This window comes from Serratia sp. SCBI (assembly GCF_000747565.1).
GTDB lineage: Bacteria > Pseudomonadota > Gammaproteobacteria > Enterobacterales > Enterobacteriaceae > Serratia > Serratia ureilytica.
In genome coordinates, this window is the sequence record NZ_CP003424.1 from 2,816,981 (window position 1) to 2,842,114 (window position 25,134).

26 protein-coding genes are annotated in these 25,134 nt (G+C 59.3%); 10 read left to right on the forward strand and 16 right to left on the reverse strand.

The genetic code is table 11. From position 1 onward, the window contains the following. Positions 1–19 precede the first annotated feature (19 nt). Positions 20–901: a leucine-rich repeat domain-containing protein gene (locus SERRSCBI_RS13145; protein WP_042784736.1), complete on the forward strand. Its 882-nt coding sequence runs from the start codon at positions 20–22 to the stop codon at positions 899–901. A 49-nt stretch (positions 902–950) separates the two neighbouring features. Here SERRSCBI_RS13145 and lpxM read toward each other — a convergent pair whose 3' ends face one another. From lpxM to znuA, 3 genes are all read right to left on the reverse strand, one after another. Continuing rightward, positions 951–1,919 (reverse strand): lauroyl-Kdo(2)-lipid IV(A) myristoyltransferase, encoded by a 969-nt coding sequence (gene lpxM / locus SERRSCBI_RS13150; protein WP_042785718.1) that lies wholly within the window; start codon positions 1,917–1,919, stop codon positions 951–953. Between the two features lie 149 nt (positions 1,920–2,068). Beyond that, the gene (mepM, locus tag SERRSCBI_RS13155) at positions 2,069–3,391 is read right to left on the reverse strand and encodes a murein DD-endopeptidase MepM (RefSeq protein WP_033643350.1); all 1,323 of its coding nucleotides are present in this window, start codon (positions 3,389–3,391) and stop codon (positions 2,069–2,071) included. Between the two features lie 20 nt (positions 3,392–3,411). Next, entirely contained in the window at positions 3,412–4,356 is a 945-nt protein-coding gene (gene znuA / locus SERRSCBI_RS13160; protein WP_033644289.1) for a zinc ABC transporter substrate-binding protein ZnuA, read from the reverse strand. Between the two features lie 78 nt (positions 4,357–4,434). Between znuA and znuC the strand changes: the two genes are divergently transcribed. Both znuC and znuB read left to right on the forward strand, forming a co-directional pair. Beyond that, on the forward strand, positions 4,435–5,193 hold the full coding sequence (gene znuC, locus SERRSCBI_RS13165; protein ID WP_004932357.1) for a zinc ABC transporter ATP-binding protein ZnuC: 759 nt from the start codon (positions 4,435–4,437) through the stop codon (positions 5,191–5,193). After that, a complete protein-coding gene (znuB, locus tag SERRSCBI_RS13170; protein WP_033643351.1) occupies positions 5,190–5,975 on the forward strand; it encodes a zinc ABC transporter permease subunit ZnuB in 786 nt (261 codons plus the stop codon). Before znuC ends, znuB begins: the two co-directional genes overlap by 4 nt. Before the next feature lie 61 nt (positions 5,976–6,036). Here znuB and ruvB read toward each other — a convergent pair whose 3' ends face one another. From ruvB to SERRSCBI_RS24150, 7 genes are all read right to left on the reverse strand, one after another. Continuing rightward, positions 6,037–7,041: a Holliday junction branch migration DNA helicase RuvB gene (gene ruvB / locus SERRSCBI_RS13175; RefSeq protein ID WP_033643352.1), complete on the reverse strand. Its 1,005-nt coding sequence runs from the start codon at positions 7,039–7,041 to the stop codon at positions 6,037–6,039. A 19-nt stretch (positions 7,042–7,060) separates the two neighbouring features. Further along, entirely contained in the window at positions 7,061–7,672 is a 612-nt protein-coding gene (gene ruvA, locus SERRSCBI_RS13180; RefSeq protein WP_033643353.1) for a Holliday junction branch migration protein RuvA, read from the reverse strand. 112 nt (positions 7,673–7,784) lie between these two features. Next, the gene (gene ruvC / locus SERRSCBI_RS13185; RefSeq protein WP_004932367.1) at positions 7,785–8,306 is read right to left on the reverse strand and encodes a crossover junction endodeoxyribonuclease RuvC; all 522 of its coding nucleotides are present in this window, start codon (positions 8,304–8,306) and stop codon (positions 7,785–7,787) included. Between the two features lie 57 nt (positions 8,307–8,363). After that, a complete protein-coding gene (locus SERRSCBI_RS13190; RefSeq protein ID WP_004932370.1) occupies positions 8,364–9,107 on the reverse strand; it encodes a YebC/PmpR family DNA-binding transcriptional regulator in 744 nt (247 codons plus the stop codon). Positions 9,108–9,126: 19 nt separating this feature from the next. Further along, entirely contained in the window at positions 9,127–9,573 is a 447-nt protein-coding gene (gene nudB, locus SERRSCBI_RS13195) for a dihydroneopterin triphosphate diphosphatase (protein ID WP_042784738.1), read from the reverse strand. After that, on the reverse strand, positions 9,573–11,357 hold the full coding sequence (gene aspS / locus SERRSCBI_RS13200; RefSeq protein WP_042784739.1) for an aspartate--tRNA ligase: 1,785 nt from the start codon (positions 11,355–11,357) through the stop codon (positions 9,573–9,575). Before aspS ends, nudB begins: the two co-directional genes overlap by 1 nt. Before the next feature lie 74 nt (positions 11,358–11,431). Then, the gene (locus SERRSCBI_RS24150; RefSeq protein WP_320204121.1) at positions 11,432–11,662 is read right to left on the reverse strand and encodes a zinc ribbon domain-containing protein; all 231 of its coding nucleotides are present in this window, start codon (positions 11,660–11,662) and stop codon (positions 11,432–11,434) included. A 215-nt stretch (positions 11,663–11,877) separates the two neighbouring features. On the opposite strand from SERRSCBI_RS24150, the gene SERRSCBI_RS13210 reads away from it, so the two are divergent. The 5 genes from SERRSCBI_RS13210 to cmoB all read left to right on the forward strand — a co-directional run bounded on the left by SERRSCBI_RS13210 (position 11,878) and on the right by cmoB (position 15,636). After that, on the forward strand, positions 11,878–12,456 hold the full coding sequence (locus tag SERRSCBI_RS13210; protein ID WP_033643355.1) for a hydrolase: 579 nt from the start codon (positions 11,878–11,880) through the stop codon (positions 12,454–12,456). 52 nt (positions 12,457–12,508) lie between these two features. Then, positions 12,509–13,324, forward strand: coding sequence for a DUF72 domain-containing protein (locus SERRSCBI_RS13215; RefSeq protein ID WP_096242837.1), 816 nt, complete (start codon positions 12,509–12,511; stop codon positions 13,322–13,324). 102 nt (positions 13,325–13,426) lie between these two features. Then, positions 13,427–13,822, forward strand: coding sequence for an MAPEG family protein (locus tag SERRSCBI_RS13220; RefSeq protein WP_004932387.1), 396 nt, complete (start codon positions 13,427–13,429; stop codon positions 13,820–13,822). 102 nt (positions 13,823–13,924) lie between these two features. Beyond that, positions 13,925–14,668, forward strand: a complete 744-nt coding sequence (cmoA, locus tag SERRSCBI_RS13225) for a carboxy-S-adenosyl-L-methionine synthase CmoA (RefSeq protein WP_042784741.1) — start codon at positions 13,925–13,927, stop codon at positions 14,666–14,668. Beyond that, positions 14,665–15,636 carry a tRNA 5-methoxyuridine(34)/uridine 5-oxyacetic acid(34) synthase CmoB gene (cmoB, locus tag SERRSCBI_RS13230; protein WP_033643358.1) on the forward strand — a complete coding sequence of 324 codons (972 nt, stop codon included), beginning with the start codon at positions 14,665–14,667 and terminating at the stop codon, positions 15,634–15,636. The genes cmoA and cmoB overlap by 4 nt, the downstream gene beginning before the upstream one ends. A gap of 36 nt (positions 15,637–15,672) precedes the next feature. On the opposite strand, the gene SERRSCBI_RS23780 is transcribed toward cmoB, so the two are convergent. The 3 genes from SERRSCBI_RS23780 to cutC form a co-directional block, all read right to left on the reverse strand. Then, the gene (locus SERRSCBI_RS23780) at positions 15,673–17,196 is read right to left on the reverse strand and encodes an FKBP-type peptidyl-prolyl cis-trans isomerase N-terminal domain-containing protein (RefSeq protein ID WP_232230703.1); all 1,524 of its coding nucleotides are present in this window, start codon (positions 17,194–17,196) and stop codon (positions 15,673–15,675) included. A 322-nt stretch (positions 17,197–17,518) separates the two neighbouring features. After that, positions 17,519–17,923 (reverse strand): hypothetical protein, encoded by a 405-nt coding sequence (locus tag SERRSCBI_RS13240; protein ID WP_033643360.1) that lies wholly within the window; start codon positions 17,921–17,923, stop codon positions 17,519–17,521. A 431-nt stretch (positions 17,924–18,354) separates the two neighbouring features. Further along, entirely contained in the window at positions 18,355–19,113 is a 759-nt protein-coding gene (cutC, locus tag SERRSCBI_RS13245; protein WP_033643362.1) for a copper homeostasis protein CutC, read from the reverse strand. A 101-nt stretch (positions 19,114–19,214) separates the two neighbouring features. On the opposite strand from cutC, the gene SERRSCBI_RS13250 reads away from it, so the two are divergent. Next, positions 19,215–20,363, forward strand: a complete 1,149-nt coding sequence (locus tag SERRSCBI_RS13250; RefSeq protein ID WP_042784742.1) for a MalY/PatB family protein — start codon at positions 19,215–19,217, stop codon at positions 20,361–20,363. Here the strand turns inward: SERRSCBI_RS13250 and SERRSCBI_RS13255 are convergent. Beyond that, complete coding sequence (locus SERRSCBI_RS13255; protein WP_042784743.1) at positions 20,360–20,926, reverse strand: VOC family protein; 567 nt, start codon at positions 20,924–20,926, stop codon at positions 20,360–20,362. The two genes, SERRSCBI_RS13250 and SERRSCBI_RS13255, sit on opposite strands and share 4 nt — an antisense overlap. Before the next feature lie 475 nt (positions 20,927–21,401). Next, entirely contained in the window at positions 21,402–21,560 is a 159-nt protein-coding gene (locus SERRSCBI_RS24755) for a hypothetical protein (RefSeq protein ID WP_156965104.1), read from the reverse strand. Positions 21,561–21,759: 199 nt separating this feature from the next. On the opposite strand from SERRSCBI_RS24755, the gene argS reads away from it, so the two are divergent. Beyond that, entirely contained in the window at positions 21,760–23,490 is a 1,731-nt protein-coding gene (gene argS, locus SERRSCBI_RS13260) for an arginine--tRNA ligase (RefSeq protein WP_033650942.1), read from the forward strand. A 66-nt stretch (positions 23,491–23,556) separates the two neighbouring features. Here argS and murJ read toward each other — a convergent pair whose 3' ends face one another. After that, entirely contained in the window at positions 23,557–25,092 is a 1,536-nt protein-coding gene (murJ, locus tag SERRSCBI_RS13265; RefSeq protein WP_033643367.1) for a murein biosynthesis integral membrane protein MurJ, read from the reverse strand. Positions 25,093–25,134: the final 42 nt, after the last annotated feature.

The window sequence follows — 25,134 nt, forward strand, 5'->3', positions numbered from 1 at the left end:
CATGACGACGGAGAACGCCATGCTCCACCAGCACAATCCCGCCTCGACCTGTGATGAGCTCGAGCTCGACGGACGCGGCCTGACGCAGCTCGACGAATCGCTGTTTGCCGGCCACGCGCTGCGCAAGGTCAGCCTGTACGACAATCGGCTGACGGTCTTCCCTACTTCCCTATTCCGGCATCGCAACCTGCAGGTGCTGAATATCTCTTGCAATCAGCTCGAGCATCTGCCGTCGGAGATTGGTCAGTTGCAACAGCTCGAGATGTTCGATTTTGGTCACAACCGCGCGAGCGAACTGCCTGAAACATTGGGGCGACTGCACCGGCTGAAATACCTCTACCTGAGCGATAACGGCTTTAGCGACCTGCCGCGTGCGCTGGCGCAACTGCAGCAGTTGGTTTACCTCAACGCGACCGATAACCAGCTGACCGCCTTGCCGCAGGCAATACCGAGGCTGGCGGCGTTGCAGGAGCTGCGTTTATACAACAATCGTATCCGCAGCCTGCCCGGCGAAATCGGGCAACTGCGCGCGCTGCGCGAGTTGCATATCATGAAAAATGCCCTGACCACGCTGCCGGCGGAAATGGCTCTGCTCGGCGAGCTTGAAATACTCGATGCGGCCAACAATGCCATCACCGAACTGCCGGCAGCCTTCTGCCGCCTGCCGCGATTGAGCGAGCTGAACCTGCGTTTTAATCAGCTGACGCGCCTGCCGGAAAATATCGGTGAGCTCACGGCGCTGAGAAGTCTGGATCTGCGCGCCAACCGCCTGAGCGGTCTGCCGGAAAGCCTCGGTGAACTGAGCCGGCTGCGCAAGCTGGATCTGCGCTGGAATGATTTCACCCACACGCCCAACGTCATTGAGATCCTGCGGGCGCGCGGCTGTATGGTGCACATATGAAGTGACGCCGGCCAGGGTGTGGCCCGACCGGCGTTAGCGGTAGATAGGATTAACGATACAGATCGTCGCGCGAGTAGGGTTCAATCTCCCCTTCCTTGCGCGTCTTCAACAGTTTGAGGATCCAGGTGTACTGCTCAGGGTTCGGGCCCACCAGATTCTCCACCTCTTCGTTCATGCGGCGGGCAATGCGCGGATCGTCCGCTTCGGCCAGATCGTCCATCGGCTCGCGAATATAAATATCCAGCATGCTGGTTTTGCCGTCGTACACCGGGAACAACGGCACGATCGCCGCACGACACACTTTCATCAACCGCCCGACCGCCGGCAACGTCGCCTTATAGGTGGCGAAGAAGTCGACAAACTCACTGTGCTCAGCGCCGTGATCCTGATCGGGCAGATAGTAACCCCAATATCCCTGGCGAACCGAACTGATAAACGGTTTGATGCCGTCATTGCGCGCGTGCATGCGGCCGCCGAATTTACGACGCACGGCATTCCACAGGTAGTCGATCAGCTGATTGCGCTGATTGTGGAACATCGCCGCCATCGGTTGACCGCGCGCGGCCATCAACATCGCCGGCACATCCACCGCCCAGCCATGTGGCACCAGGAAAATCACGTTGCGCCCTTCCGCGCGGATCTTGTCCAACACCTCTTCACCGTGCCAACGCACGCGCTTGAGCACTTTTTCCGGTTTGGTGCAGGCCAGTTCCGCCATCAGCACCATCGACTGCGGCGCACAGGCGAACATCTGGTCGATAATGTGCTCACGCTCGCTTTCCGGCAGTTCCGGCAAGCAATACAGCAGGTTGATGCGGGCACGACGACGCGCCCCTTTCGCCAGCTTGCCGGCCAGTGTGCCGATCGCCCCCAGCACCGGATCGCGCAGGCGCGCAGGCACCAGAGAAACGCCGGCCATCAGGCCGGTTCCCAGCCACACGCCCCAGTAGCGCGGGTATAAAAAGGCTTTTTGAAACTGCGGGATGAACTCTACGTTCGATTTCTTCTCGTTTTGCATGCACATGCTCTTCGCTTAGCAATTCGGCTAATCATAATTGCCATCACCAATTTTGCAATTAACAACCGCGAACCGCCCAGATAAAACAGCATCGGCCCGCAATCAGGCCGATGAAATTAACGGCGCCGGAGCGCCGGAATAAGGGGACGTTAATCCAGTTGCAGCTGAGGAACCACTTCCTTCACCTGCGCCAGATAATCGCTGCGGTCTTTGCCGCTCAGGCCTTCGGAACGCGGCAGCTTGGCCGTCAGCGGGTTCACCGCCTGTTGACCGGTCCACAGTTCAAAGTGCAGGTGCGGCCCGGTGGAACGGCCGGTGTTGCCGGAGAGCGCTATGCGATCGCCACGCTTCACCTTCTGGCCCGGTTTCACCAGCAGCTTTTTCAGGTGCATGTAGCGCGTGGTGTATTGGCGGCCGTGGCGGATCGCCACATAGTTGCCGGCTGCGCCGCTGCGCTTGGCGATCACCACCTCGCCGTCGCCGACCGCCAGCACCGGCGTGCCGACCGGCATGGCAAAATCGACGCCTTTGTGCGGCGCCACGCGGCCGGTCACCGGGTTCACCCGGCGCGGGTTGAAGTTGGAGGAGATGCGGAACTGTTTCATGGTTGGGAAACGCATGAAGCCGCGCGCCAGGCCAGAGCCCTGGCGATCGTAGAACTTGCCGTCCTCGGCGCGGATCGCATAGTAATCTTTGCCGCCCGTGCGCAGACGCACGCCCAACAGTTGGCTTTGCGATTTCTTGCCGTCGAAATGTTCGCGCGACATCAGCACGGAGAACTGGTCGCCCTTGCGCAGTTTGCGGAAATCGAGCTGCCATTGCAGCGCCTTGATCACCGCATTGATTTCGTTACGGCTCAACCCGGCGTCGCCTGCGCTGCTGACGAAGCTGCCGTTAACGCGGCCGCTGATCACGTTGTTGCGCCATTCGCCCTGCTGCGCCTCTTTCGACTCTTTGAAGCTGTTGCCGACGCGATCATAGGTGCGGGTTTCGCGACGAGAAACCTCCCAGGTCAACTGCTGCAGATCGCCCGCTTCGTTCACGGTCCACGACAGCTGTTGGCCGATCTTCAGGTTGCGCAGATCGCGGTTTTGCGAAGCCAGCAGCGTGACATCCGACATATCGATGCCGTACTGCGTCAGAATGCTGCCGAGGGTATCGCCGGTGGAAACCACATATTCATGCACGCCATCATCGCCGGCATCCTTCTGGTCCAGCTCATCCTGCGGGATTTCGTCATCGGGGGTGGGTTGGTCGGCATCTATCGGTTCACTGGCTTCGGGGAGCAATGACCGCAACTGGCTGGATTCTAACTCGACGCTCTTGGCGATGGGATTGTGTTCTGGGTGGTAAACAAAAGGCCGCCAAACAGCGACGGCCAATGTGACGACTGTCAGCGACCCCAGCATGACGCGGTGGGGCCGTGGCAGGTTGTTATACGCCAGAGCGATAGTTCGGACTATCTGCTGCACTCGATATTATCCTCATAAGCTTACTTCAGGCAGCTCACGTACTGGCTTGACAGCTGTGTCAGGAATTTCCCGTAGCTGTCCTTCCCCAGCGCGATGCCGATGCCCAGCGGGTCCAGCGTTCCGGAACGCACAGTGGTACCCTTGGCGACGGCATTGATTACGGCCGGCCTGAATTGTGGCTCAGCAAAAACGCATACCGCTTTCTGCTCAACCAACTGTGTTCGAATTTGGTGTAGGCGCTGTGCTCCAGGCTGAATTTCGGGATTGACGGTAAAATGGCCCAGCGGACTCAAACCGTAGTGTTTCTCAAAGTAGCCGTAAGCATCATGAAAAACAAAATAACCCTTACCTTGCACAGGCGTAAGCATGTTACCAACATTTTTGTCAGTTTGCGTCAGCAGATTCTCGAACTGGCGCAGGTTTGCGTCTAATTTGTCCTTATTTTGCGGCATAAGTTCCAACAATCTGTCGTGAATCGCGATCGCGGTCACTTTTGCCACCTCCGGCGACAGCCAAACGTGCATATTGTACTCGCCGTGATGATGCCCATGATCGTCATCAGCATGATTATGCGCCTCGCCTGCATGATCATGATCGTCGTCATCTTCGCCTTTCATCAGCAGCGGCTTCACCGCGGGCAGTTCGCTGATGGCGAGTTTGCGGGTTGCCGAGATAGGCACCAGCGCCTTGGTCAGGAACGCTTCCATGTCCGGTCCGACCCACAGCACCAGGTCGGCAGAACGCAAACGCTGAATATCGGAAGGCCGCAGCGCGAAGTCGTGCGGCGAAGCGCCATCCGGCAGCAGCACCTCGGTCGGCGTCACGCCGTCGGCGATAGCCGAAGCGATAAAGCCCAGCGGACGAATCGTCGTCACCACCGCCGCGGAAGCGCTGCTCAGCGGGCCGGCCATCACGAGTGCGCTGGCCAGCAGCGTGCGCTGCAGCCATTTATTTTTCTGTGCCATCATCAGTAATCCCATCGTTTTCATCAACAAGGCGTGATATTATAACATTCGCTTCGTTCTGCAACCTGTAATCTCGAGATGTCTACACTGATAACGCTAAAAAATATCTCCGTCGCCTTCGGCAGCCGCAAGGTGCTGTCGAATATTTCCCTCAGCCTGCAGCCCGGCCGTATTCTCACCCTGCTGGGCCCGAACGGCGCGGGTAAATCCACGCTGGTGCGCGTAGTGCTGGGATTGGTAAAACCGACCGCCGGCACGCTGGAGCGTGAGCCCGATCTGCGCATCGGCTACGTGCCGCAAAAGCTGCACCTCGACGCTACCCTGCCATTGACCGTCAGCCGCTTTATGCGCCTGAAGCCGGGCGTAAAGAAAGCCGACATTCTGCCGGCGCTCAAACGCGTGCACGCCGCCCACCTGCTCGACCAGCCCATGCAAAAGCTCTCCGGCGGCGAAAACCAGCGCGTGCTGCTGGCGCGAGCGCTGCTGAATAAACCGCAGTTGCTGGTGCTGGACGAACCCACGCAAGGGGTGGACGTCAATGGCCAACTGGCGCTGTACGATCTGATCGATCAGCTGCGCAAGGAGCTGGGGTGCGCCGTGCTGATGGTCTCGCACGATCTGCATCTGGTGATGGCGAAAACCGACGAGGTGTTGTGCCTCAATCAGCACATCTGCTGCTCCGGGGCGCCGGAGGTGGTCTCGATGCATCCCGAATTCATCGCCATGTTCGGCAACCGCGGCGCAGAGCAGCTGGCGGTGTATCGCCACCATCACAACCACCGTCACGACCTGCAGGGAAGAATTGTCTTGAAGAAAACCGGGAGCCGCGAAGCATGATCGAATTGTTACTTCCCGGCTGGCTGGCCGGGGTGTTGTTGGCCGGTGCCGCCGGGCCGCTGGGCTCCTTCGTGGTCTGGCGCCGCATGTCCTACTTCGGCGATACCCTGGCGCACGCCTCGCTGCTCGGCGTCGCCTTCGGTCTGCTGCTGGACATCAATCCTTTCTATGCGGTGATCGCCATTACGCTGCTGCTGGCCCTGGCCCTGGTGTGGCTGGAGCGCCGCCCGCAGCTCTCGGTGGATACGCTGCTCGGCATTCTGGCCCACAGCGCGCTGTCGCTGGGGCTGGTGGTGGTGGCGCTGATGTCCAACGTGCGGGTCGATCTGATGGCCTATCTGTTCGGCGATCTGCTGTCGGTCACGCTGAGCGACATCGTGATGATCGCCGGCGGCGTCGCCGTGGTGCTATTGGTGTTGTGGTGGCAATGGCGCGATCTGCTGTCGATGACCATCAGCCCTGAGCTGGCGCACGTCGACGGCGTCAATCTGGCGCGGGCGCGCACCGTGCTGATGCTGGTCACTGCCTTGACCATCGGTCTGGCGATGAAATTCGTCGGCGCGCTGATCATCACCTCGCTGCTGATCATCCCGGCGGCCACCGCTCGCCGCTTCGCGCGCACGCCGGAGCAGATGGCGGGCATCGCGGTGCTGCTCGGGATGGTGGCGGTTACCGGTGGCCTGACCTTCTCGGCGTTTTACGATACGCCTGCCGGCCCTTCGGTGGTGCTCTGCGCCGCCGTGCTGTTCACGCTGAGCCTGTTTAAAAAACAGCAGGCTTGATTAAAACCGGGATATGACAAGGGCCGCATCTGCGGCCCTTTCTTATTGGCGGATTAAAAACTTACGCTTCGCGTTCGAGGCCGAAATGCCGGTAGGCGTGCTGCGTCGCCAGACGGCCGCGCGGCGTGCGCTGGATAAAGCCCTGCTGGATCAGGAACGGTTCGATCACGTCTTCGATGGTCTCGCGCTCCTCGCCGATCGCCGCCGCCAGGTTATCCAACCCGACCGGGCCACCGGTAAACTTGTCGATAATCGCCAACAGCAGTTTGCGATCCATATAGTCGAAGCCTTCGGCATCGACGTTAAGCATATCGAGCGCCTGCGCCGCCACCGCGCCGCTGATCACGCCGTTGGCGCGCACTTCGGCGAAGTCGCGCACCCGGCGCAACAGACGGTTGGCGATACGCGGCGTGCCGCGCGCGCGGCGGGCTACCTCATGGGCGCCCTCGTCGGACAGCTCCAGCCCCAGGCAGCCGGCGCTGCGCGAGACGATGTGCTGCAGATCCGCCACCTGATAAAACTCCAGCCGCTGGACAATGCCGAAGCGATCGCGCAGCGGTGAGGTCAGCGAACCGGCGCGGGTGGTTGCACCCACCAAGGTAAACGGCGGCAGATCGAGCTTAATCGAACGCGCCGCCGGCCCTTCGCCGATCATGATATCCAGCTGATAGTCTTCCATCGCCGGATACAGCACCTCTTCCACCACCGGTGACAGGCGGTGAATCTCATCGATGAACAACACGTCATGCGGTTCAAGGTTGGTCAGCATCGCCGCCAGATCGCCCGCCTTCTCCAGCACCGGGCCGGAGGTGGTACGCAAATTCACGCCCATTTCGTTGGCCACGATGTTGGCCAGGGTGGTTTTCCCCAGCCCCGGCGGACCGAAGATCAGCAGGTGGTCGAGCGCGTCGCCGCGCTGCTTGGCCGCCTGGATGAAAATCTCCATCTGCTCGCGCACGTGCGGCTGGCCCACATATTCGGTCAGCAGCTTGGGACGAATGGCGCGATCGAGGACTTCTTCCTCGTTGAGCGGTTCGGCGGAGATCAGGCGATCGGCTTCAATCATTATCTACCTCTTAGCGGCCTTACAAAGCAGCGCGCAACGCGTCGCGGATCAGGGTCTCGCAGTCGGCACCCGGTTTGGCAATTTTGCTGACCATGCGGCTGGCTTCCTGCGGCTTATAGCCCAGCGCCACCAATGCCGAGACCGCTTCGGCCTCCGCATCCGCCTCAGGCGCTTTCTCAGCGGCGGACGGCAAGCTGATCTCGCTGCTGTTGAACAGATCGCCGTTGAGCCCTTTGAAGCGGTCTTTCATCTCTACCACCAGGCGTTCGGCGGTTTTCTTGCCCACGCCCGGCAGCTTGACCAGCGCGGTGATCTCTTCACGCTCCACCGCGCTGACGAACTGCTGCGCGGACATGCCGGACAGGATCGCGAGCGCCAGTTTCGGCCCGACGCCGTTGACCTTGATCAGCTCGCGGAACAGCGCGCGCTCTTGCTTATCGTTGAAACCATACAGCAGCTGCGCGTCTTCGCGCACCACGAAGTGGGTAAACACGATGGCCTCTTGCCCCAGTTCCGGCAGCTCGTAAAAGCAGGTCATCGGCATGTGCACTTCATAGCCCACGCCGTTCGCCTCCAATAACACTAGCGGCGGCTGCTTTTCCAGAATATTTCCTCTGAGACGACCTATCATTTACCCTCCTGCAGAATGACCGGGCATGGCGCCCTGCCATGCCGTTGCTGGTAAAGCTTATAACATAAAAAAGGCTGGATGAATATCCAGCCTGAGCAATCATCGCTTCGCGTCAGCGCAAACGCCCGCGCGCCAGGTTAAGCCGCCCTTCGCTCATCCGCAGCACGTTCTGGCTGAGGTGGCAGTGGGTGATGGCGATAGCCAGGGCGTCGGCGGCGTCCGCCTGCGGGTTGGCCGAGAGTTTGAGCAGCGAGCGCACCATGTGCTGCACCTGCGCCTTTTCGGCTGCGCCGGTGCCGACCACGGTTTGTTTGACCTGCCGCGCCGCATACTCGAACACTTCCAGATTCTGATTCACCGCCGCGACGATCGCGACGCCGCGCGCCTGGCCGAGCTTGAGCGCCGAATCCGGGTTCTTGGCCATAAACACCTGTTCGATGGCGAAGAAGTCGGGCTGAAACTGGGTGATGATCTCGCTGACGCCGGCGTAAATCAGCTTCAGCCGCGTCGGCATGTCGTCCACCACCGTGCGGATGCAGCCGCTGGCGATATAGCTCAACTGGCGCCCCTGCTGGCGGATAAGGCCATAGCCGGTGACGCGTGAGCCGGGATCGATACCGAGTATGATCGCCATATCTACATCCACCTTGCATGCACGGCGCCGCCTGATGGCGGCGCCCGTTTTACCGGATTACAGCGTCGCCGCCACTTCGTCGGAGATCTCACCGTTATGGTAAACTTCCTGCACGTCGTCGCAGTCTTCCAGCATATCGATCAGGCGCAGCAGCTTAGGCGCCGTTTCCGCGTCCATGTCGGCCTTGGTCGATGGGATCATCGACACTTCCGCCGCTTCGGCTTCGAAGCCTGCCGCGGTCAGCGCGTCTTTCACCGCGCCCAGGCTTTCCCAGGCGGTGAACACGTCGATGGCGCCATCGTCATAGGTCACGATGTCTTCCGCACCGGCTTCCAGCGCCGCTTCCATCACGCTGTCTTCATCCAGGCCCGGTGCGTAAGTGATTACGCCCTTCTTGGTGAACAGGTAGGCAACGGAACCGTCGGTACCCAGGTTGCCGCCGCATTTGGTGAAGGCGTGACGCACTTCCGCCACGGTGCGGTTACGGTTGTCACTCAGGCATTCAATCATGACGGCGGTGCCGCCAGGGCCGTAGCCTTCATAGATGATGGTTTCCATGTTGGTATCATCATCGCCGCCCACGCCACGCGCGATCGCCCGGTTCATGGTGTCGCGCGTCATGTTGTTCGACAGCGCCTTGTCCATCGCCGCGCGCAGACGCGGGTTGGAATCCGGATCGCCGCCGCCCAGCTTCGCGGCAGTGACCAGCTCACGAATAATCTTGGTGAAAATTTTACCGCGCTTGGCGTCCTGCGCCGCTTTACGGTGCTTTGTGTTGGCCCACTTACTATGACCTGCCATAAAAAATCTCCGAAAAAAACTACTGGACTGAATTGATCACGAACTCTTCAATCGCCTGCTGATTGCTCCACGACTTGGTCAACTTCACGGCCTCGGCCGCCTCAAGCCATTGGTAAGCGTGATGCTCGGTAATCACCGGATCGCGCTCCTCGGGCAACGCCAGACAGAACCAGTGCTCTTTATTGCGCGTGGTTCCCGGCGCATAGCGATGTCGCAAATGGACAAAGAGTTCAAACTCCACGCAGCGTTGGCAATCGAACAACGGCAGGTGCTCTGCTTCGATATCGATGCCGACTTCTTCCATGACTTCACGCCGCGCGGCATGCGGTGGCGACTCATCCTGCTCCAGACTGCCGGTGACCGACTGCCAGAACTCGATATCGTCGCGCCGCTGTAACATCAGCACCCGACCACTGGATTTCGCGTAAATCACTACCAGGATAGATTCAGGGCGCTTATAACTCATCACTCGCTCTCTTGTTCCGCACCGGCTTTCTTTACCACGCTGATCGCCAGCTCCTGCAGCGACGCCGGGTTGGCGAAGCTCGGGGCGTCGGTCATCAGACAGGCCGCCGCGGTGGTTTTCGGGAAGGCAATCACGTCGCGGATATTGTCGGTGCCGGTCAGCAGCATCACCAGACGGTCCAGGCCGAAGGCCAGGCCGGCGTGCGGCGGCGTGCCGTACTTCAGCGCGTCCAGCAGGAAGCCGAACTTCTCGCGCTGTTCGTGTTCGTCGATGCCCAGAATGCTGAATACCGTCTGCTGCATTTCGCTGCGGTGAATACGCACCGAACCGCCGCCCACTTCGTAACCGTTGATGACCATGTCATAAGCGTTGGCGATAGCGTTGACCGGCGCTGCGGCCAGCTCTTCCGGGCTCATGTCGCGCGGCGAGGTGAACGGGTGGTGCATCGCCGCCAGGCCGCCCTCTTCGTCTTCTTCGAACATCGGGAAGTCGACCACCCACAGCGGCGCCCAGCTGTCGAGTTGGGTCAGCCCCAGATCGCGCCCCAGCTTCAGGCGCAGCGCGCCCATCGCATCGGTGACAATCTTGAAGCTGTCTGCGCCGAAGAACAGGATGTCACCGGTCTGCGCGTCGGTACGCGCCAGGACAGCTTCCAGCACTTCCGCGCTGAGGAATTTGGCGATCGGGCTCTGCACGCCTTCCATGCCGGCGGCGCGGTCGTTGACCTTCAGCCAGGCCAGGCCTTTCGCGCCGTAGATGTTGACGAAAGCGCCGTACTCGTCGATCTGCTTGCGGGTCAGCTGTGCGCCGCCCGGTACGCGGATCGCCGCCACGCGGCCTTTGGCGTCGTTGGCCGGGCCGGAGAACACTTTGAACTCGACGTCCTTGACCAGGTCAGCCACGTCCACCAGCTCCAGCGGGTTACGCAGGTCCGGCTTATCGGAACCAAAGCGACGCATCGCTTCGGCGAAGGTCATGACCGGGAAATCGCCCAGATCCACACCCTTCACGTTCAGCCACAGTTCACGCGCCAGTTTCTCCATCACTTCACGCACCTGGTCGGCGGTCATGAAGGAGGTTTCGACGTCGATCTGGGTAAATTCAGGCTGACGGTCCGCACGCAGGTCTTCGTCACGGAAGCATTTGACGATCTGATAGTAACGATCGAAGCCGGACATCATCAGCAGCTGTTTAAACAGCTGCGGAGACTGCGGCAACGCGTAGAATTTGCCCTTGTGCACGCGGCTCGGCACCAGGTAATCGCGGGCGCCTTCCGGCGTCGCTTTGGTCAGCATCGGCGTTTCGATGTCGAGGAAGCCGTGGCTGTCCATGAAGCGGCGCACGAAGCTGGTGATTTTGGCGCGGGTCTTCAGACGCTCGGCCATTTCCGGGCGGCGCAGATCCAGGTAGCGGTATTTCAGGCGCGCTTCTTCGCTGTTGACCTGGTTGGAGTCCAGCGGCAGCGGCTCGGAGCGGTTGATGATCTCGAGCGCGTGGGCAAACACTTCCACTTCGCCGGTGGCCATATCTTTATTGATCTGGCTGTCCGGACGCGCACGCACGGTGCCGACGATCTGGATGCAGAACTCATTGCGCAGGTCGTAGGCCTTGTCGAACGCCACTTTCTCGTCCGGATCGAAGAACACCTGCACGATGCCTTCGCGGTCGCGCATATCAATAAAGATCAGGCCGCCGAGATCGCGACGACGATTGACCCAACCACACAGAGTGACTTCCTGGCCCACGTGGGACAGATTCAACTGCCCGCAATATTCAGTACGCATACGCTATCCTTTTACACAGCCGATGCCGCGCCGGGCTACTGCGCCCCTGTCGCGCGGCTGTTATCTGATAAATTCTACTTGTTACCCGGTTTAAAATCCGTCGCATACCAGCCGGTGCCCTTAAGCTGGAAACCGGAAGATGAAATCAACTTGGTCAACGCGGGCTGCCCACACGCCGGGCAGTCTGCCAGCGGCGCATCGGAAAATTTTTGCAATTTCTCTAACCGATGGTTGCAAGCACCACATGCATATTCATAAATCGGCATAGGTCGTTGGATTAAAGAGTGTTGAAAAAAGGGAGTCATTATAAAGGAAATTCATCCGCCCGATAAGTGCGAACACAGCATTGTTACTGCACTAAATGGCGCGTTTTTGTTCGAATCAACACATCGGTTAACAAATTTCCCATTAACCTGCGACAGTTTTTTCACGTAGCCTGATTCTCCCCCGGTTTTGCGCCGAACGCAGCTCGCCCGACGCGCCGAACAGTTTTTATCCACTTCGCAACGAGATGAAATCCATGCTGAAACTTGACGCTCAAACCACCGCTCTGGTGCTGATCGATTTGCAAAACGGCATTCTGCCCTACGCCGGCGGCCCGCACGGCGCCGACCAGGTGGTGGCGAACGCCGCCCTGCTGGCCGCGCGTTTTCGCATGCTGGGCGCGCCGGTGCTGTTGGTGCGAGTCGGTTGGTCAGACTCCTTCGCCGAGGCGCTGAAACAACCGGTGGATAAACCGGCTCCCGCGCCCGCCGGCGGTTTGCCGGCCACCTGGTGGGAGTTCCCCGCGCCGCTGGCGGTCTGCGACAGCGATATTCTGATCACCAAGCGCCAATGGGGCGCCTTCTACGGCACCGATCTGGACTTGCAGCTGCGCCGTCGCGGCATCAAATCCGTAGTCTTGGGCGGCATATCCACCAATATCGGCGTGGAATCCACCGCCCGCGCCGCCTGGGAACACGGCTATGAGCTGGTGATCGCCGAAGACGTCTGCAGCGCGCAGAACGCGGAAATGCACCGTTTCGCGTTCGAACACATCTTCCCGCGTTTGGCGCGGGTGCGCGACACCGGCGAAATTCTTGCCGCGCTCGACCGGTAACGTTAAGTTGTAGCCTGATAAGCCAAGCACAAGTAAAGGAAGACAAGCCGTGATCTACATCGGACTGCCACAGTGGCAACATGCAGCCTGGAACCGTATCGGGCTGCGCGACTTGGCGGATTACAGCCGCTACTTCAACTGTGTGGAGGGCAACACCACCTTCTATGCGCTGCCGAAGCTGGAAATCGTGCAGCGCTGGCGCGACATGACCGGCGACGATTTTCGCTTTTGCTTCAAATTCCCGTCGGACATCAGCCATAAGGCCGCCCTGCGCAACTGCGCCGCCGAGCTGCAGGCGTTTTACCACTGCCTGAGCCCGGTGCATCAACGCATCGGGCAATTGTGGCTGCAGTTGCCAGCCGCCTTCGGCCCCGATGAGCTGCCGCGCATGTGGCAGTTCTTCGAAAGCCTGCCGCAGGAGTTCACTTACGGCGTCGAAGTGCGTCATCCGGCATTTTTCGCCAAAGGCGAGGAAGAGCGCGCGTTGAATCAGGGGCTGCATCAGCGCGGCATCAATCGGGTGATCCTCGACAGCCGCCCGGTGCATCACGCCGCCCCTAATACCGCCGCCGTGCGCGATGCCCAGCAGAAAAAACCGAAGCTGCCGGTGCACGCGTTAGTCACCGCCGACCAACCGCTGGTGCGCTTTATCGGCGGCGACCAATTGGCCGACAACCTGCGCTGGTTCGAAGCCTGGCAGCAAAAACTGCCGCTGTGGCAGCAACAGCATCAACCGTATCTGTTTATTCATACGCCGGACAACGGCGATTCACCCCAGCAAGCGCAAAAAATTTGGCAGCAGCTTCGCCGGGCGATCCCCGATTTGCCTGCGCCGCCGGACTGGCCAGAGCAAGATGCACTGTTTTGACCTATTAATCTGACCAATAACATCAAATATTTCCCCGCGACAGTGAATACAATGACGGCTATGATGCTGGCTGCCAGTTTTGGTTAGGGAACGGAGTTAAAAATGGTAAGCGCGCTTTATGTGGTGCTCGGCGCATTGTTGTTGATCAAACTCTCTTATGACGTTGTCAGATTAAGGATGCAGTACCGCGTAGCCTACGGCGACGGCGGTTTTTACGAATTGCAGACCGCCATCCGCGTGCATGGCAACGCCGTTGAATACATTCCTATCGCTGCTGTATTGCTGGTGATTATGGAAATGAACGGCGCGGAAATATGGATGATCCACCTTTGCGGCCTGATGCTGATGGCCGGGCGACTGGTGCATTACTACGGTTTGCGCAACCGCGAGGTTCGCTGGCGTCGTTCGGGCATGGCCGCGACCTACATCTCTTTGTTGTTGATGGTTCTGGCAAATATCTTCTATCTGCCCTGGGATCTGATTTTCAGCCTGCATTGATCCCGTTTTATCATCAGGCGGCCGCGCCGCCTGCTTCCGCTCCGCTTTTTTACGCTTTTCTGTTAGACTACGCAGCTTCGAATTCTGAACTGATTTGCCGCTATGCCAAACCGCGATACTCTTTTCTCAGCCCCCATCGCCAAACTGGGCGACTGGACCTTCGACGAACGCGTCGCCGAAGTGTTTCCCGACATGATCCAACGCTCCGTTCCCGGCTATTCCAACATCATCTCGATGATCGGCATGCTGGCCGAACGTTTTGTGCAACCCGACAGCCGGGTGTATGACCTGGGCTGCTCGCTGGGCGCGGCGACGCTGTCGATGCGGCGGAATATCAGGGTGCCCGACTGCACTATCGTTGCCGTCGACAATTCGCCGGCGATGGTGGAACGTTGCCGCCGCCATATCGACGCCTTCCGCGCCGACACGCCGGTAGACGTCATCGAAGCCGATATTCGCGACATCGACATCGAAGACGCCTCGATGGTGGTGCTGAACTTTACGCTGCAGTTCCTCGAACCTGCCGATCGCCTGCGCCTGCTGGAAAAAATTTATCGTGGCCTGCGCCCGGGCGGCGCACTGGTGCTGTCGGAAAAGTTCAGCTTTGAAGACGCCGAAGTCGGCGAGCTGCTGTTCAACATGCACCACGATTTCAAGCGCGCCAACGGGTACAGCGAGCTGGAGATCAGCCAAAAACGCAGCATGCTGGAAAACGTGATGCTGACCGACTCGGTGGAAGCGCACAAGGCGCGTCTGCAACAGGCCGGATTCGAGCATGCCGAAGTGTGGTTCCAGTGCTTCAACTTCGGTTCATTGATCGCTCTGAAAGCGGGGGATGCGCAATGATCGAGTTTGGTGACTTCTATCAGCGCATTGCCAAGAGCCCCCTCAGCCACTGGCTGGATACGCTGCCCGCTCAGCTGAGCGCCTGGCAGCGAGAATCGCTGCACGGCAAATTCAAGCAGTGGTTCAACTCGGTAGAGCATTTGCCGACGCTGACTCCCACCCGTCTCGATCTGCTGCACGGCGTGCGCGCCGAGATGGAGCCGGGGCTGTCGCCGGGCCAGCTTGAAGGCATCGAGAAAATGCTGCGCACCCTGATGCCGTGGCGCAAAGGGCCCTTCTCGCTGTATGGCATCGATATCGATACCGAATGGCATTCCGATTGGAAATGGGATCGCGTACTGCCGCACATTTCTCCGCTGGCCGGCCGCACCATTCTCGACGTCGGCTGTGGCAGCGGCTATCACCTGTGGCGCATGATTGGCGCCGGCGCACACTTCGCCGTGGGTATCGATCCGATGCAGCTGTTCCTGTGCCAGTTTGAAGCCGTGCGCAAACTGTTGGGCGGCGATCAGCGCGCCCATCTGCTGCCACTCGGCATCGAGCAGTTGCCGGATCTGGCGGCGTTCGACACCGTGTTCTCGATGGGGGTGCTGTATCATCGCCGCTCGCCGCTCGATCATCTCTATCAGTTGAAAAATCAGCTGGTGGCTGAAGGTGAGCTGGTGCTGGAAACGCTGGTGGTGGAAGGCGACCGTCACCAGGTGCTGGTGCCGGGCGATCGTTATGCGCAGATGCGCAACGTGTATTTCATCCCTTCCGCCGAAGCGCTGAAATGCTGGCTGGAGAAGTGCGGCTTTGTCGACGTGAAGATCGCCGATATGTGCGTCACCAGCCTCGAAGAGCAGCGACGCACTGACTGGATGACCAGCGAATCGTTGGCCGAATTCCTCGATCCGAACGATCGCAGCAAAACGGTCGAAGGCTATCCGGCGCCGCTGCGCGCCGTGCTGACCGCCAAAAAGCCCTAGCGCACGCTAATCGGGCCGGCCTGCGCCGGCCCGCCTTCACCCGTTACTGACATCGACAATCCGCAGTTCATAAACCATCGTCGCGTTTGGCGGGATCTGCGGCGCATAGCCAGTTTCACCGTACGCCAACGCCGGCGGCACCACCATCGTCAGCGAGCCGTGATTTTTCAGATGGCCGATAGCCTCGCGGAACAACGGCGGATAGGCGGAGAGCGGCTGGGACATCACCTTCCCACTGCGATCCATATCCTGAATCACGCGACCGTCGGTTAAACTTTCTTTCACCACGATATCCACCCGCGCGTTTTCCGTAATGGCCTCATCACCCGCATAATCGATGCGATACCAGAAACCGGAAGGCGACTTCTGCGTGCCCTTCTTCTTTTGGAACTCGGCGACGAACGCCTCACCTTTGCTGGCCTGCTTCTTCGCAGCCTGGTTTCTGGCGTCGTTCACCGCTTTTTCCGACTCCGCCAGTGCGCTGGTCAACTGCGCATCGCTCAACTGGTAATGGCCGTTGAAGGTATCGATCACGCCTGCCAGCAGCACGGTTTTGTCGGGCGTGATACCCCAATTTTTACGTTCCGCCAGCATCGTTTGAATATCGCGCCCCAAAGCGACACCGGCGGCGTAGCTCTGTTGCTCCGGCTTTTTCTTCAGCGCTTGCCTATCCGGCAGCCATTTGGCCCGCGATCTCAGCCCGTCCAGTTCCTCACGCAAGGCTTGCTGCGCCTGATGCGCGGCCGCCAGCTCCGTCGCCGTTTTATCCGCCTGTTGCGCCGCTTTATCCCGTTGCTGCGCAGCCTGCGCGCTTTCCGCCGTTACCACCGCCAAACGTTGTTCCAACGCTTTAGCTTGTTCGGTTTGCGTCTTGTTTTTTTCCTGCAGCTGCGCCAGCTGCTGCTGAAGTTCACCCGTCGCCTTGGCGGCCTCGGTCTTTTGCTGCTCCAGCGCCATCTTCAGGTTTTTCTCTTGCTGCTCGGCCTGATGGCGTTGGTCATCACGCTCTTTTTGCAGCGCTGCCAGCTGCTGCTGAAGTTCCCCCGTCGTTTTGGCGGCCTCGGCCTTTTGCTGCTCGAGCGCCATCTTCAGGTTTTTCTCTTGCTGCCCACCCTGCTGGCGTTGGCTTTCCTGCTCTTTTTGCAACTGCGTCAGTTGTTGTTGCAGTACGCCGAGCGCTTTGGCGGCTTCGGCCTTCTGCTGTTCCAGTTCAGCGGCGGCCGCTTTTTGGTCCTGTTCATAACGCTGGCGCGCTTTATCATTGGCAGCCTGCGCCGCCGCCAGTTTCTCCTGCCAAACCTGTTGCTGCGCGTTATCAGACTGTTTTGGCAACGCCGCCAACCGTTGCTCCAGCGATGCGATGCGTCGATCCCGCTCCTCGGTTTGCTGCTTTTGCCGCGCTAACGCCGCTTGCGCCTCGGCGATTTGCGCCTGAGCCTTACGCTCCTGCGGCGTCAGGTTCAGCGCCTGTCGCACGCGGCTGGCAAAGTCGCTCAACGCGCTCAGATCGGGCGCCGGAGCCGGTTTATCGGCAGCCGCCAGGGAAGACGCGACGCGCAACGCGGTCAGCTCCTGCTGCAGTGATTGAATGGAAGCCTGCTGTTGCTCCAGTCGGGCATCTTTCTCGCGCAGCGCCTTTTGCCACTGCGCCAGCTGCTGCTTCTGCGCCGTCGCCTCACGCGTTTGAACCTGGCGGGATGCTGACTTCTGGGGGCCTGGGGTTGCGTGACGGCGGCATCAGCCTCCGCGGCCGGTGCATCCTGCCGCTGGTAGCGCTCGGCAAACTGCAATAACGCTGGCACATCGTCATCCGCAGCGGCCACCGCCGGCGCAAACGCCAACGGTATCATCAGGCTCAGTAACGCCTTTCTCGCACGCGGGGTCATTGGGTGCGCTCTCCACGCTCAGCCAGACCGGTCATCATGGCAGAACTGATGTCTGCGCACAGACGGCTGGTGCGATAACGATACAGGGCGTCAACGGTTTCCTGCGTCCCCGTGTTGACCCGCTGACGCACCCCGGCATACTGCGCGGCGCCGCCCATCAAAGCATCGAATTCGCGTTTGAATTTTTGGTATTTTTCGTTATCCATGCCGCGCATGGCATCCAGCTCGCGCTGGCACTGCTGCATGCGTTCGGCCTCACGTTGCCGTTTGTCTTGCTCCGCAATTTCTTCTGCGCTGGGGGGCTTACTTAAGGTTGAAACAGGCCGCTTGGTGGTCTGGCAGCCGGTCAGGGCCAAGGTCAGCAAAAGCGCAGCGGTCAAACAGTGTGCCGTTCGGGTCATTATCGTTATCTCCTTGTAAAGTCCGCCGTCGACGTGCTCTGTGGCTGCGCCGACAGCTCTCCTCATTGGTGCTGTGATGTTCCGGCCATAAAAACCGGCGGTGATCAGGTATAAAATGCAGACGCGGTGATGAACGGCAGAGCGCAAATCATTCACCACGCCAATGCATACCAAAAAATCATTTAATATCATGATATTTAAAGGATTTTAACTCACAAACTTATCAGCAGGGCATGACGAGCGCAAGAGAAGAGATGGCGCCTGACCGAGCGAGCAACAGTGCAGGAATGGGCGCAGTGTCTTAACAAGGCATAAAAAAAGCCCCGGCAAAACGCCGGGGCCTGGTACTTGCGTGATCACCGAAGGCTCAGTGACACGCAAAGGGGTCTTACGGCCCGGAAACCGGTTATCAAACGCGGTTAGCTGCGTGTTTATGCGCTTTGCGCCAAGGGGTCAACCAAGGCCAGCGCGTTTTTCATCGCCTCCACCATTTCGCCATCCACGCAATAATGGCTAAATTCGTCAAACTCGTTATCGGAACACATGGTGACCCCCGCCTTGCGATAACGCATGGTCGATGGCACCAGATGGCCGGAAGAGCTGTGCAATTCATGCAGGCCGATATCGACAAACTTGTGCAAATTGCTCAGACGCACGCCGGCGCCCGCCATGATCACCGGACCCTGGCTGGCCTGACGCAAATCACGCAACAGCGGCAGGCCCAGTTCGGCGCTCTGCTGTTGACCGGAAGTCAGAATGCGCGCCACGCCCAGGTCGGTTAGTTGCTCCAGCGCCACCATCGGGTTTTGGCACATGTCGAATGCGCGATGGAACGTGACGGCCATCCCCTCGCACAACGTCATTACCTCGCGCATCCGCGGCAGATCGATATGCCCTTCTTCGTCCAGCATGCCGACGACCACGCCGGGGAATCCCAACTCGCGGATCTGGCGGATATCCTGCTTGATCACCTCGAAATCCACCGCGCCATAACAGAAATCGCCACCGCGAGGGCGTACGATCGGATGAACCGGAATCGAAACCCGTTCCCGCGCCAAACGCAGCGTGCCATAACTCGGCGTCAATCCGCCCTCGCTCTGGCTGGCGCATAACTCGATACGATCGGCGCCCGCCCGTTCGGCCGTTAGCGCGCAGTCGACGCTAAAGCAACAAACTTCCAGTTTTATCATTGTCACCCCCAGATAACGGCCAACATACGGCGGCAATTGTTCATTTCTTCATTTCTCACGTAGGCTCATGCTTAGGCATAAACCGGCTCAGGGTTGTAACTATGGCATTCAATTTTGATCAATGGGTAGACCGCAGTCACAGTGACAGCGTTAAGTGGGATAAATATCGCGACAGCGACATCATTCCGCTGTGGGTCGCCGACAGCGACTTCGCCTCCCCACCGGCGGTCATCGACGCCTTGCAGCGGCGCGTGGCGCACGGCGTGTTCGGCTACACGCACCCATCCCCCGAGCTTCTTGAGGTTTTTACCCGCCGCATGGTAGAGCGCTACCGCTGGCACATCAAGCCTGAATGGATCCTTTTCCTGCCCGGCCTGGTGTGCGGCTTGAACCTGTGCGTGCGCGCCTTCACCGAAGAACATCAGAGCACGCTCGCGCCCAGCCCCATTTATCCGCCATTTCGCAAAGCGGCCAAATTCGCCGGGCGCAAACACCTCTCGGTACCGTTGGCGGCAGCAGGCCAACGTTGGGTGCTGGATTTTTCCGCGCTGCATGGGCAGCTCAGCGGCAATGAGAAGCTCTTGCTGCTGTGCAACCCGCAAAATCCCGGTGGCACCGTTTATCGTCGAGAAGAGCTGTCGCGGCACCATCAGTTCGCCCGCGAGCACGATTTAATCGTCTGTTCGGATGAAATCCACTGCGAATTGCTGCTTGAACCCGGCGCACGGCATATTCCTTTCGCCACCCTGAACGAAGACGCGGCCCAACGCAGCGTGACGCTGATGTCGCCGTCAAAGGCGTTTAATCTCGCCGGGCTGGGCGCCTCGATGGCGATCGTCCCTAATGAGGCGCTGCGACAAAAGCTGAAACGCGCGCGCAGCGGCATCGTGCCGGAGGTCAATCTGCTGGCGCTGGTCGCCGCCCAAGCGGCCTATCAATACGGGCAACCCTGGCTGGACGAGCAGTTGATTTATCTGCGCGCCAATCGCGATCGGGTGACAGAGCGCATCAACGCCATGCCGGGATTGAAGTTGTTGCCGATTGAAGCCACCTATTTGGCCTGGATCGACTGCGGGGCGTTGCCGGTGGACAATCCGCATCAGTTCTTCGAGCGAGCGGGCGTTGGATTAAGCGCCGGTTTAGATTTCGGCGATCGGCGCTTTGTACGACTGAACTTCGGTTGTCGGCGGGCCCTGCTCGATGAAGCGCTCGATCGCATGGCGCGGGCCTGCGCCACGCTGTTCGACTAGCCTTGCTCGCTGGCGACAATGTCCCGAATGGAGTAAGGATGAAACTTGATCGTGACCGTTCCATCGGTGATGGCCAACGTCGGGTTCGGCAACCGCTCGCCCTCGCCTTTTGGCGAGCTTTGCTTCAGTTTGATCCCCGGCGCCAGCAACGCTTCATCAGCGAGATGGCTCAGCGCGCGGGCGTGCAACGTCTGCGGATCGCCGCTCAGCACTAGCTCGACATGTTCCCACCCTTCATGCGGATACCGTTTCTCCCCGGGATACGGCAGCTCGACGCAATCTATCCGCCACGGCCCCACGGCCAGCGGCTGCTGTAAATCAAACAGACAGATAGGCCGCCCGTTGATCATCGATTCGGACAACAGTGTCCCGCACTGCATCAATCCCTGGCGCCAGCGTTCGGCGGTAGCAGTCTGGTGACAGCGCAGGGAAATGTGATCGGCGGTAAACGAGGACAGGTCAAGCTGCAATCTGGCGGCGAATTGTTGCAACGCCTGCTCGAAACGCGGCAGGTCAAGCCTCAGATCGTCAAGCTCGGCAATGGCCTGCAAGGGATTGGTCATAGAAACCTCAAAACAACGAGCGCAAAGTTAAACGCCGTAATTTACACGGTGGCGACGGCGCTCGCCAGAGTGGCGAGATTTTTCAGCGGCAGTACAGCATAATTTTCGGTTCTGGATGGAGGACGAAAAACCCAGTGCTTATTGAGATGGCAGCTTATTAATTCGGCAATTAAATAAAAAATAGGATTTTTCGCAGACCATCATATCATTTCCTTATGACAGTAAAATTTAAGTTATTTTGCACAAAACCCTCCGCCACCTGCGGGCCAAATCGATTGATTTTTTGCGCTTAATCAAACCTCGCCCACTTATATAAGTCACACAAAACCAAAAGCTTAACAAATTGTAAACAAAGAGAATTCCGCACAAAAAATGATGAAAAAGTAAGGATTATCTTAATTTAATGCCGGGCAATTGATTCACCCACTCAACTCGGCTACTTTGGGGGAAATTTAAATTAGAGATGATCATTATGTTATTGCTGACGATATCCTTGGTGTTGATAATTATCGCCGTATACGCCATCTACCGTCATTTTAAATCTCGCAGCACCAATACGCTGGACTCCGGTCGCCGCAATAAAAAACGCTAGCCCCTCATTTTTTCCACCGTATATCTTCTCTCGGTTGTCCATCTTTTACCCCACGGCAATAACGCGCGCCTCCGCAACTGTTTCATCGCTGCGGTCGCGCCAACTGCTGACGGGCTCCCTCAGATCGGTTACAATTGCAGGCTGTTTTGTGGAGGTCGCCGCCGCCCGCGCGCCGTTGGCCACCACCGTTGAATCCCTCGGGGGCTGGTTTCGGCCCCTCGTTCGTCATTAAGGTAACCCGGTGAATATTCAGGTTCTTCTTTCAGATAAAGTCAGCCAGGCGCTGATCGCCGCTGGCGCGCCAGCCGATTGCGAAGCGCAGGTCCGCCCATCCGCCAAGGCGCAGTTTGGTGATTACCAGGCCAACGGCGTGATGTCAGTCGCCAAAAAGCTGGGCATGCCGCCCCGTCAGCTGGCGGAAAAAGTGGTGCAACTGCTGGATCTCGGCGACGTCGCCAGTAAAGTGGAAATCGCCGGCCCCGGCTTTATCAATATCTTCCTGAACAGCGACTGGGTCGCCCGCCAGGCCGACCAGGTGCTGAACGCACCGAAATTGGGCATTGCGCCGGTTGAACCGCAAACCATCGTTATCGACTATTCTGCGCCGAACGTGGCGAAAGAAATGCACGTCGGCCACCTGCGCTCCACCATCATCGGCGACGCCGCAGCGCGTACTCAGGAGTTTCTGGGCCATAAAGTGATCCGCGCCAACCACGTCGGCGACTGGGGCACCCAGTTCGGCATGCTGATTGCCTACCTGGAAAAAATGCAGAATGAAAACGCCAGCGATATGGGCTTGTCCGATCTCGAGCAGTTCTACCGCGAAGCCAAGAAGCATTACGATGAAGACGCCGAGTTCGCCGAGCGCGCACGCGCTTACGTCGTGAAGCTGCAGGGCGGCGATCAATACTGCCTGAAAATGTGGCGCAAGCTGGTCGACATCACCATGGCGCAAAACCAGCTGACCTATAACCGCCTGAACGTCACGCTGACCGAAGACGACGTGATGGGCGAAAGCCTGTATAACGCGATGCTGCCGGGCATCGTCGCCGATCTGAAAGCCAAAGGGCTGGCGGTGGAAAGCGAAGGCGCCACCGTGGTGTTCCTCGACGAATACCAGAACAAGGACGGCGACCCGATGGGCGTCATCATCCAGAAAAAGGATGGCGGCTACCTCTACACCACCACCGATATCGCCTGCGCCAAGTATCGCTACGAGACCCTGGGCGCCAATCGCGTGCTGTATTACATCGATTCCCGCCAGCATCAGCACCTGATGCAGGCCTGGACCATCGTGCGCAAAGCCGGTTATGTGCCGGAGTCCGTCTCGCTGGAACATCACATGTTCGGCATGATGCTGGGCAAAGACGGCAAGCCGTTCAAAACCCGCTCAGGCGGCACCGTGAAGCTCTCCGACCTGCTGGATGAAGCCATCGAACGCGCCGAACAGCTGATCGCCGGCAAAAACCCGGACATGCCGGAAGACGAAATGAAGACCATCGCTCGCGTGGTCGGTATCGGCGCGGTGAAATACGCCGATCTGTCGAAAAGCCGCACCACCGACTATGTTTTCGACTGGGATAACATGCTGGCCTTCGAAGGCAATACCGCGCCTTACATGCAATACGCCTATACCCGTGTGGCATCGGTATTCAAACGCGCCGGGATCGACGAAAGCAGCCTGACGCTGCCGCTGACCCTGACCGAAGAGCGTGAAATTGCGCTGGCCACTCGCCTGCTGCAGTTCGAAGAGGTGCTCACCGCCGTCGCGCGTGAAGGCACGCCGCACGTCATGTGCAGCTACCTGTACGATCTGGCCGGCTTGTTCTCCGGCTTCTACGAGCACTGCCAGATCCTCAACGCCGACAGCGAAGAAGCCCGTCAGAGCCGCCTGAAGCTGGCGCTGCTGACCGCCAAAACGCTGAAAACCGGCCTGGATACGCTGGGCATCGAAACCGTCGAGCGCATGTAAACCGCGCCGCGCAGAAAAGCAAAAAAGGTCGCCGTGGCGACCTTTTTTTTTACGCTTTCACTCGGCTCAGACGACCCGGCGCGCGAAATCACGCGGGCGGAAACCCAACCCGGCCAGCACGCCGAAGTAGGCTACCACACCGGCCACCACCACCGCCGCCAAGCGCAGCAAACGCTCCAGCATGTTGCCCTGATCCCAGGCCGGCATCAGCCACATCAAGCCAATCAGCACGGCCGACATCACCAGCACGGCAATCACCAGCTTGGTGAGGAACAGCGCCCAACCCGGCTGTGGCTGGAAGATTTTCTGCTTGCGCAGCTGCCAATACAGCAGCGCGGCGTTCAGGCAGGCCGCCAAACCGATCGACAGCGCCAGGCCGGCATGCTTCAGCGGACCGATAAACGCCAGGTTCATCACCTGCGTCATGATCAGCGTAATGATGGCGATCTTGACCGGGGTTTTGATGTCCTGACGCGAATAAAAGCCCGGCGCCAGCACCTTAACCACGATCAGCCCCATCAGCCCCACCGAGTAAGCCACCAGCGCGCGTTGCGTCATCGCCGCGTCAAAGGCGCTGAACTTGCCGTACTGGAACAGCGAGACGGTCAACGGTTTGGCCAAAATACCCAGCGCGATGGCGCTCGGCAGCGCCAGCAGAAAGCACAGGCGCAGCCCCCAATCCATCAGGCGCGAATACTCGTCGTGGTTGCCGCTCGAGAAGCTTTTGGCCAGCGACGGCAGCAGGATGGTGCCCAATGCCACGCCCAGCACGCCGGAAGGAAACTCCATCAGGCGGTCGGCATAGTACATCCAGGACACCGAGCCGGACACCAGGAACGATGCGAAGATCGTGTTGATGATCAGCGAGATTTGGCTGACCGACACCCCAAGGATCGCCGGCCCCATCTGGCGCATCACCCGCCAGACCCCGGCGTCGCCCAATTTGATGCGCGGCAGCACCAGCATGCCGATCTTGCGCAGGTGCGGCAGCTGATAGCCCAGTTGCAGCACGCCGCCGACCACCACCGCCCACGCCAGCGCCAGCACCGGCGGGTGGAAATACGGCGCGGCGAACAGCGCGAAGCCGATCATGCTGACGTTAAGCAGCGTTGGCGCAAAGGCCGGGATCGAGAAACGGTTCCAGGTATTGAGGATCGCCCCCACCAGCGAGGCCAGCGAAATCAATAGAATATAGGGGAAGGTAATGCGCAGCAGCGCCGACGTCAGCGCAAACTTGTCGGGCGTATCGGTAAAGCCCGGCGCAGTGATATAGATCACCCAGGGCGCGGCCAGCATCCCCAGCACCGTCACCACCGCCAGCACCAACGTCAACAGCCCGGAGACATAGGCGATAAAGGTGCGCGTCGCTTCCTCGCCCTGCTGGCTCTTATATTCCGCCAGGATCGGCACGAAAGCCTGCGAAAATGCGCCTTCGGCAAAGATACGACGCAGCAGGTTAGGAAGTTTGAACGCCACGAAGAAGGCGTCCGTTGCCATGCCGGCCCCGAACACGCGCGCGACGATCGCATCGCGGGCAAAGCCCAACACCCGCGAAAACATCGTCATCGAGCTGACGGCAGCCAAGGATTTGAGTAGGTTCATGTGGTTGTCTGATAGGTACCGTAAATATCAACGCCTGCAACA

Bases quoted from the DNA above. Each gene is read 5' to 3' on its own strand.
- SERRSCBI_RS13145 (WP_042784736.1), top strand. From the start codon at position 20: ATGCTCCACCAGCACAATCCCGCCTCGACCTGTGATGAGCTCGAGCTC.
- lpxM (WP_042785718.1), bottom strand. From the start codon at position 1,919: ATGCAAAACGAGAAGAAATCGAACGTAGAGTTCATCCCGCAGTTTCAA.
- znuA (WP_033644289.1), bottom strand. From the start codon at position 4,356: ATGGCACAGAAAAATAAATGGCTGCAGCGCACGCTGCTGGCCAGCGCA.
- znuC (WP_004932357.1), top strand. From the start codon at position 4,435: ATGTCTACACTGATAACGCTAAAAAATATCTCCGTCGCCTTCGGCAGC.
- znuB (WP_033643351.1), top strand. From the start codon at position 5,190: ATGATCGAATTGTTACTTCCCGGCTGGCTGGCCGGGGTGTTGTTGGCC.
- ruvB (WP_033643352.1), bottom strand. From the start codon at position 7,041: ATGATTGAAGCCGATCGCCTGATCTCCGCCGAACCGCTCAACGAGGAA.
- ruvA (WP_033643353.1), bottom strand. From the start codon at position 7,672: ATGATAGGTCGTCTCAGAGGAAATATTCTGGAAAAGCAGCCGCCGCTA.
- ruvC (WP_004932367.1), bottom strand. From the start codon at position 8,306: ATGGCGATCATACTCGGTATCGATCCCGGCTCACGCGTCACCGGCTAT.
- SERRSCBI_RS13190 (WP_004932370.1), bottom strand. From the start codon at position 9,107: ATGGCAGGTCATAGTAAGTGGGCCAACACAAAGCACCGTAAAGCGGCG.
- nudB (WP_042784738.1), bottom strand. From the start codon at position 9,573: ATGAGTTATAAGCGCCCTGAATCTATCCTGGTAGTGATTTACGCGAAA.
- aspS (WP_042784739.1), bottom strand. From the start codon at position 11,357: ATGCGTACTGAATATTGCGGGCAGTTGAATCTGTCCCACGTGGGCCAG.
- SERRSCBI_RS24150 (WP_320204121.1), bottom strand. From the start codon at position 11,662: ATGACTCCCTTTTTTCAACACTCTTTAATCCAACGACCTATGCCGATT.
- SERRSCBI_RS13210 (WP_033643355.1), top strand. From the start codon at position 11,878: ATGCTGAAACTTGACGCTCAAACCACCGCTCTGGTGCTGATCGATTTG.
- SERRSCBI_RS13220 (WP_004932387.1), top strand. From the start codon at position 13,427: ATGGTAAGCGCGCTTTATGTGGTGCTCGGCGCATTGTTGTTGATCAAA.
- cmoA (WP_042784741.1), top strand. From the start codon at position 13,925: ATGCCAAACCGCGATACTCTTTTCTCAGCCCCCATCGCCAAACTGGGC.
- cmoB (WP_033643358.1), top strand. From the start codon at position 14,665: ATGATCGAGTTTGGTGACTTCTATCAGCGCATTGCCAAGAGCCCCCTC.
- SERRSCBI_RS13240 (WP_033643360.1), bottom strand. From the start codon at position 17,923: ATGACCCGAACGGCACACTGTTTGACCGCTGCGCTTTTGCTGACCTTG.
- cutC (WP_033643362.1), bottom strand. From the start codon at position 19,113: ATGATAAAACTGGAAGTTTGTTGCTTTAGCGTCGACTGCGCGCTAACG.
- SERRSCBI_RS13250 (WP_042784742.1), top strand. From the start codon at position 19,215: ATGGCATTCAATTTTGATCAATGGGTAGACCGCAGTCACAGTGACAGC.
- SERRSCBI_RS13255 (WP_042784743.1), bottom strand. From the start codon at position 20,926: ATGACCAATCCCTTGCAGGCCATTGCCGAGCTTGACGATCTGAGGCTT.
- SERRSCBI_RS24755 (WP_156965104.1), bottom strand. From the start codon at position 21,560: ATGGACAACCGAGAGAAGATATACGGTGGAAAAAATGAGGGGCTAGCG.
- murJ (WP_033643367.1), bottom strand. From the start codon at position 25,092: ATGAACCTACTCAAATCCTTGGCTGCCGTCAGCTCGATGACGATGTTT.